Here is an 899-nt window from a genome sequence, read left to right on the forward strand (position 1 = left end):
CGGCAGGTACGCCGAGGTACCGGGCGGCAGCGCGTCGAGCACAGCGAACAGCGGCCACAGCGCGGCGGTGCACAGGACCGCCGCCAGTGCGGTCCACGGTCGGCTGCGGCGCAGCAGCAGCGGCAGGGCGTGCGTCAGGGCGAGCAGGCCGGCGAGGGCGGAAGCCGCCGCTCCGGTGGGGTCGGGGTCCTGGTCGTCGACCACGAGCAGCATCGGCACGACGGGGTTGAGCAGCACACCCACCGCGACGGCGAGTTGCAGTGCGGTCAGGCGCCGCGAGTGACGTCGGCCGCCGTGCCGGTCGGTGCCGGAAGCCGCACCCAGCAGTGCTTCGACCCGCCAGCCGCCGCCCGGGCGAGGAGCCGCGGTGAGGGTGCCGCCGGTCGCCGCGGCCCGTTCGCGCATGCCGGTGATGCCTCGGCCCGCGCCCAGGGGCACCCGGGGGGCGGGGGCCGCAGCGGGACTGGCATCGTTGTCGATCCGCAGCCGCAGACCGTGCGCCTCCGGCCGCACGTGCACGCGGACCGCTGCCCCGGGCGCGTACCGCAGTGCGTTGGTGAGGGCCTCGCGCACGATGCCGTACGCGGCGTCCGCCTCGGGGCCGCTCAGGGCGGGCGGAAGGTCGAGGGCGACCGGCTGTCCCAGGCGGGTGAAACCGGAGACCAACGCGGCGATTCCGGCCGCGTCGCGGCCGGGTTCGTCGTGCTGCTCGACGGTGCGCATCACCGCGACGAGGCGGTGCAGCGCGGTCAGCGTCTCCCGCCCGGTGCGGGCGGCGAAGGCCACGGCCTCTGCGGCCAGTTCCGGTCGGCGGTCGCCGAGTTTGCGCGCGGTGTCGACGGTGACCACGACCGAGGTGAGGTGGTGCGCGCTGATGTCGTGCAACTCGTGGGCCAGCC

At 76.1% G+C, this 899-nt stretch carries 1 protein-coding gene; it reads right to left on the bottom strand.

Going from position 1 to position 899, the window contains the following annotated elements; genetic code table 11:
• Positions 1 to 899, bottom strand: an 899-nt coding sequence (locus ACYVE9_RS28600; RefSeq protein WP_461030791.1) for a sensor histidine kinase, incomplete at both ends; no start/stop codon positions are given.

Source organism: Streptomyces sparsus, from assembly GCF_054776295.1.